General features: G+C 49.3%; 7 protein-coding genes and 1 pseudogene. 1 reads left to right on the top strand and 7 read right to left on the bottom strand.

Going from position 1 to position 6000, the window contains the following annotated elements; all coding sequences use genetic code 11:
- A pseudogene (locus ACK4S7_RS08000) lies at positions 1-233 on the top strand (elongation factor 4); the annotation flags it as partial.
- Between the two features lie 97 nt (positions 234-330).
- On the opposite strand, the gene ACK4S7_RS07995 reads toward ACK4S7_RS08000, so the two are convergent.
- The 7 genes from ACK4S7_RS07995 to ACK4S7_RS07965 all read right to left on the bottom strand — a co-directional run bounded on the left by ACK4S7_RS07995 (position 331) and on the right by ACK4S7_RS07965 (position 5894).
- On the bottom strand, positions 331-1350 hold the full coding sequence (locus tag ACK4S7_RS07995) for a hypothetical protein (RefSeq protein ID WP_409645740.1): 1020 nt from the start codon (positions 1348-1350) through the stop codon (positions 331-333).
- Positions 1351-2253: a hypothetical protein gene (locus ACK4S7_RS07990; RefSeq protein WP_409645739.1), complete on the bottom strand. Its 903-nt coding sequence runs from the start codon at positions 2251-2253 to the stop codon at positions 1351-1353.
- A 12-nt stretch (positions 2254-2265) separates the two neighbouring features.
- A complete protein-coding gene (locus tag ACK4S7_RS07985) occupies positions 2266-2817 on the bottom strand; it encodes a HEAT repeat domain-containing protein (protein WP_409645737.1) in 552 nt (183 codons plus the stop codon).
- Positions 2818-3154: 337 nt separating this feature from the next.
- The gene (locus ACK4S7_RS07980) at positions 3155-3298 is read right to left on the bottom strand and encodes a hypothetical protein (RefSeq protein WP_409645735.1); all 144 of its coding nucleotides are present in this window, start codon (positions 3296-3298) and stop codon (positions 3155-3157) included.
- Between the two features lie 181 nt (positions 3299-3479).
- Complete coding sequence (locus ACK4S7_RS07975; protein WP_409645733.1) at positions 3480-4217, bottom strand: hypothetical protein; 738 nt, start codon at positions 4215-4217, stop codon at positions 3480-3482.
- A 187-nt stretch (positions 4218-4404) separates the two neighbouring features.
- Positions 4405-5424 (bottom strand): hypothetical protein, encoded by a 1020-nt coding sequence (locus ACK4S7_RS07970; protein ID WP_409645731.1) that lies wholly within the window; start codon positions 5422-5424, stop codon positions 4405-4407.
- A complete protein-coding gene (locus ACK4S7_RS07965) occupies positions 5415-5894 on the bottom strand; it encodes a hypothetical protein (protein ID WP_409645729.1) in 480 nt (159 codons plus the stop codon). Before ACK4S7_RS07965 ends, ACK4S7_RS07970 begins: the two co-directional genes overlap by 10 nt.
- Between the last annotated feature and the right edge of the window lie 106 nt (positions 5895-6000).

Raw genomic sequence — 6000 nt, 5'->3', positions numbered from 1 at the left:
GCCACCTGTTCAAAATCCCCATTCAGGCCGCGATCGGCGGCAAGGTCATCGCCCGCGAAACGATCGCCGCGATGCGCAAGGACGTGACCGCGAAATGCTATGGCGGCGACATCAGCCGCAAGAAAAAGCTGCTGGAAAAGCAGAAAAAGGGCAAGGCACGGATGCGCGAGTATGGGAATGTGAGCATCCCGCAGGAAGCCTTTATTGCGGCGCTTCGGATGGGTGAGGAATAGATATTCTCTCATTGCGGATGCGTGGGGCCGTCAGGCGACCAGCGGTCAGATGAGTTTGAGATGAAGCCAAATCGCAATGCTGTGAGCTCGAACGATGTTAGGAAGTTGAAGCAATGAAGGTTGATGGGTCGTCCACATAAATAGCGATAAATCTCGCGCGATGTTTAGGTTTGAACATGCGTTCAACTTCAACCTCATTCGTCAGCTCAATGAGGATATTCGGAGCCACGAAGATAGCTCCGTTTGCCACTATCTCGGCGCTCTGCGACGGCATAGTATTAATCCGCGAGATGGCACAGATATTACTAACTGGACTGACAGCTTCAAAAAAAACACTCATCCTTACGCGCAACAATCCGTCTTCGATAGTTGTCGGCATGTTGGCAAAAGACCTTATGATACCCATCAAATACAAAACAAAAAAGGCACCAAAAGCTAAATGCGCAAATACGATCCAAGGTGAAAGTGAGCGAAGCAATATATGAACTACAGCGAGTTCTACTAAAGAAATGGCGAGTAAAGCGATAAGCATCGGTCTGGCGACAAAGTGGTTCGTAAATACTGTTGAATACTCATCATTGTGTTCTATTCGCCGACGTCTGGGCGAAAATGCGAAGGCTATTATGCGCAAGTCACGCACGAGGACCGCGCCCAGGCCGGAGGGCAGCCATACGTTCAACCATGTTGAGAATGACTGCTTCTCACAATCTAACGGTTGGTATCGCGATATTCGTTTGAGCGTTGCTAAGCCGGATATGATGTATAACCCCATGGTGCAGCTAAGCAAAAGTATTGGTGGTTCTGCGGATATGGATCCGTCCCTTATTATAGAGATGCTAGATATTGACACAAGGATAGCAGCACCAGCAGAAGAGCGAGCAAGCATATGAGAGGCGGGGAATGGGCCACAGTCTGCATTTGATGCGCGCATTCTGTACAGTATGGTAAGCAAAAACCACACCGTCCACGCGGGCCAGTTAATTGCATCAGTTTCTAAATTTTTTGCAGTCGTTCTATAAATCCACAGTAAAGCAAACGTCGCCAGTAATAACTGCCAACCTCTGATTTTTGCTAAGCCGGGCATTTTTATAGGCGGGTCGATATTTTGTCTGCTCATCTAGAACCTGGAATATTCTCGTGCAGCGTTCCCACGCGCCAGATACTCGCTACGGTAGGCAATTTTGCCAATATCTGTTTTAGCCAGAAGCGGCGCGCATGCATCCGGTTCGATCTCGCCGAGCACCTGAAATGCTACAGCACGTGTACGGGGACAATCGAAATAGCGAACGAAATCCGAAAGTATCTCGACCGTATTGCCGTCATTCACAGCTTTGAACACGTCAAGCAGAAATAAGCGGTTTGAGTGTAAATCTCCGGCACCGCCAACAATTTTCTTAGCGTTCACGTCAAACACATACTGAGGTATGAGATCATAACTTGGATCTGACAGGCTGAGATTTAAAGAAACGGACATCTCCGGCGGAGTATGTTGGATGTGTATATCTCGACTCTGCCGATAAAAAATCATACGCCCCGGACTGAGAACGGTCTCAGTTTTCTTTGACATTTCAATTTCTTCATCAACGGCGCCTATTACACGACACGAATCGTACTCGTATATGTCGGTTGGATAGCCGGGCCCGTAGTAGCCAACCGTCAGCAGCTGAAAATTGTGATCGTGAGGAATCTCATAAGCAAATAACTTCTGTTCAAACTCTAGGGTTTTTGAGGACGCCGAAAGCGGCATCCAGATGTTAGATCGAATGTAAAACCGATTGTTGTTGGCGAGCTCGAGTGATTGAGGCTGATACTTATCTCTCTCATCGCCAGCCCAGTAAGACTTTAGGCGCTCATTATAGCGATTAATCAGAAAATTTCTGTCATTTGCAAGTGCTCGAAGAATCCATGAATTTTCCCAGATCGCTTCTACACTATTTTCGCGGATCAATTCGCCAGCGAGTGCCAAACATTCTTCCGGCCCTATCTTTCGTTTTTCATCCAAATCAGAAATCAGTAACACCACAATTCTCCCTCAGGTAGAAATTTGAGCCATTGTAGAAGCAGCCGCAGCACGTACGTGTTCGTGCGAATCCAACAAAGCTTTTTGGATCAACTGTAAGCCGACGTTCTCGTCTATCGAGTAAATAGAACGAATGGCTCGCCACCTTACAAAGTGGAGTTCGTGCTTCACAAATGGAAGGAGGTATTCAATTGAACTTTGATCGGATATGTCAGCTAAAAGGTCAAATATCGTTGTTAAATTGCTAGACATTGGATCAACTGGGGTTATTCCAAATGTCTTTAATGTATTCCTATCGAAATTTATTTGAAATGGGCTTATTGGATTTGAGCTCACTCGGAGGGAAAACGATATCTCATCATCCGTTTTATTAACAACATCGATTATTTCGCCAGTCCCAGACTTTTTAGCTATCTTGAATGGATCTATAAATTCGCGATTGACGAATTCGATCCTAGTTTCAGCGTCAATTTCTTGAACAAAGTCGTCATTAACTAACCTATATCTATCAATTGAATAACCTGATCCAGAAATAGGGGATTGAAAAGAAAAAATAGGAGTCATATAAAGAAATTCTGACTTATGACTGTGTCCTATTATGATACAATTACTGTATTTTGAACTATGTAAAGAAATAAAAGTTCCCGTTATTAAATACAAATTTGTTTGAGAAGTTCTATTGAGTACTGATTTTAAGATAGCATTCATTCGATTTATATAAAGATTTTTATTTAAAATAGAAGAAAAAATATGAATATTGGAAAAAAATGCTCATGCACTTTTATGTCATGCATTCTTGCATCGAATTCAGCTACTGCTTCTTCAAATTCACAAGGCATAAAAATTTCGCTTCATTTGACTGAACGGCGAGATAAATCCCGCCGTTCTAATGTTAAATCTATCAGCTCAAGGCAATTGCAATGCCCCACAAAATGGCAACCAGAAGCGTTGACTCATTTGCTCCTGATTTTCCAACGGGCGTTGCGAGTTCAGCGAAAGCGGTAAGACGGTTGTTTGGTTTTGCCGATTTTGTCCACTCCATCATTTCAGTTCTCCCTGACGTCAACTTTATTGTCGACACCTGTAGACGTTTCAAATGGCCAGCTAAAAACAAAGCTGATTTTTTGGTATACGAAGCGTTGGTATATGCCACTTTTTCTTATACGAGCCTTTCCTACACGGCTCGGGGCAAACCCAGCATAAAATAGGCGCGCCACCGCCAGTCGTCACAAGCATCTATAACTGTGAAACTGTGACTTAGCCCTTGCCAAACCCCACCCAACTTTCCTCCGTCGCACAGGCTTCCCACAACCGTTGCGCTTCCGCCATCTGGGCTTCGGCCTGGTCGCGGGCGCGGGTTCTCTCTCTCGCATATTTGGGCCGGCCATCATGACGTGGTGGGGCGGGCCTTTTGGGCCGTAGCTTAAGGGCGTGGGGCGCAGGAGGGGGTTACTGTCATCCTCCCCATCCATCGCCCAGGCGGCTTGGCGGTGGGCTTCTATGGCTCGGCTGATTTCGTTTTCCCATGGGTACGGGTCGGTGGCGGCGCTGTCGAAGAAGGCCATGATTTCCGGCTCGGGCAGGTTGGCGAACTCCATGTAAAGTTCCAGATGCGTGAGCTGCCGCAGGGTGACATCGGCGCTCCTCACATTACCGCTTAGGCGGTATTTGCGTTCCTCGCGGACCTTTTGCTGGTACATTTTGACGAGGAATGCGGGGAGCAGCTCGCGGCGTTCGGCCTCCAACGCCGCTTCCTGTTCTTCGATTTCGGCCTCTGCAATGGCAGCTTGCTCCGCCTCATATTTCGTCCGCCATTCGGCCTCCCATTTGGCCTTCAGTTTCTGCATCGCGTGGCTCATGCCATGCATATCCATAATGCCGGTCGCGCTGCCATATTGTTCGGGGAAGCGCTGGCTGACGATCCACATCATCGCGGTGGTTGAAAAGGCGGCGTTCGGTGACAACTACACCGCCCTGAATGATCGTTTCGGGGGCGTCGTGGATGGCATGTTCGACCAACCGCGCTAAGCCGGGCGCGTTCACTCCCAATCCTATAGGATAAGCTTCCAGATTTCGCCGAAGACAAAATATGAAATCGTCATCCAGATAACTAAACCAATCCAGCGAACAAAATCTCTCATTGCCGTGGACTCACGTGGCCGGAGCATCGGCGGCGCCTTTTGCTTCCTGTTCCCACTTCCCTTTAATCTGCGCCAGCAGGGCCACCGCCGGATTGTCATCGCTTTGATTGTGCGGGTCGTTGGCCAGTGGCATCAGCGTGCGATAGGCTACGGCATATTTTTTCTCGTCCATGAATTGTTGCACCAATTGCCAACGGACGCTTTTGTCATAGGGCGCCAGTTGAAGCGCGCGTTCGAGGCCATGGGCGGCGACATCGGTAACTTCCTTACCCGGCGCCTTCAGGCTGATATAATAATAGATCAACGGGATCGGGTGGTCCACCTCCACTTTATTCAGCGCGGTGACTGCCTTTCGGGTAAGTCTCCAGGCGGAATCAGGGTCTTGTGCGTCCCTTGCAAGGCGGGAGAGGGCAAAGATTTTTTGCACATGTGCGTTGACCAATGCGGGGTTCGCGGCGAGAGCCTTGTCGGCGATTTTCGCAGCTTCGGCAAAATTTCCCGCGTCATGTTCCGCCTCTGCCAGAGCCGCCAGTACAAATGGATCATTGGGGAAGCTGGCGGCGACTGCCTGGGCACGTGGCAGCAGCGCCTTTGCCATTTCCGAATTTACGCCGCGCTTGGATTCCAGAATGACTGGCATGATCGCTGCCTCGGCCTCACGCATTTTGCGGACCGAAATGGTTCCCACCTTCAATTTCTCGCCTGCAATGGGAACGTAGCGCATGCGTCGTTGAGCAAGATATGCGTCCAGTTCCGCATCCAGCGCACGAAGGTCACCAAAAGCAGTTTTCGCAGAATCAAGCTCGCTCGCGCCATTGGCCAGGGCAACCTGGTAATTGATAAGCTGGCGAGGGCGTTTGCCGGACAATGTCAGGTAATGGTATAGCAGCCAGCTACGCCCGTAAAACTCATCGTAGACGCCTTTCCGAAGTTTTTTGTAGCTTTTTGCATCGAGCAGAGCCTCGATCGGGACGTCCTTGGCATATTTGAATTCGTTGGCCCGATGTATTGCTGGCAGCCCTAGTCCCATGCCGCCATTCTTTCGAACCGTGCGGTCGAGAAGAATTCAGCAAATCCCTCGCTTAACCAGCGCGGGGTCGACCATTCGTTGCTGCTGTGCATGACATGGTGCGCATATTCGTGAAAGAGCACCTGTTCGCTTTGCGTGACCGGGCCGCCATCGCTGTCCACTCTGGCGACGAATGCAACCGAGCCGCCGGCCCGTGCCTGATAGAAACCGAGCAAAGAGCCAGTCTTGTCCCCTGCCAGTTTGCGCACCTCGCTGGCGTTTCGAACGACGTAGATGGTTACGCGGTTTGACGGGCTTGGTGTCAGGACTTCACGCCCCAGAATGACGTGCATTGCGCTGTTGAAGCGTTCCAGCCGTTCGGTGAATTCGCGGGTGTCCTTTTCATTCTGATCGGCAAACACGAGGAAATGGTCGCTGCTTGCCTCATGCCATTCGGCATTGACTTGACCCGGAACAAACAAGGCAACCAAGCAAAAAATTGCAGTTACGAATCTTGACCCCATTTGCCTGCTGCCCCCGTTGACGAATCCAGATAATCTATTGATATCATAGAGTTGTGAGCTGTCCATCGCGTAT

The sequence above is a fragment of the Sphingorhabdus sp. genome (assembly GCF_046292425.1).
GTDB lineage: Bacteria > Pseudomonadota > Alphaproteobacteria > Sphingomonadales > Sphingomonadaceae > Sphingorhabdus_B.
This window is presented reverse-complemented; position numbering and strand designations above follow the sequence as displayed.

Coding starts and splice junctions, on each gene's coding strand:
- ACK4S7_RS07995 (WP_409645740.1), bottom strand. CDS start 1,350: ATGAGCAGACAAAATATCGACCCGCCTATAAAAATGCCCGGCTTAGCA.
- ACK4S7_RS07985 (WP_409645737.1), bottom strand. CDS start 2,817: ATGACTCCTATTTTTTCTTTTCAATCCCCTATTTCTGGATCAGGTTAT.
- ACK4S7_RS07980 (WP_409645735.1), bottom strand. CDS start 3,298: ATGATGGAGTGGACAAAATCGGCAAAACCAAACAACCGTCTTACCGCT.
- ACK4S7_RS07970 (WP_409645731.1), bottom strand. CDS start 5,424: ATGGGACTAGGGCTGCCAGCAATACATCGGGCCAACGAATTCAAATAT.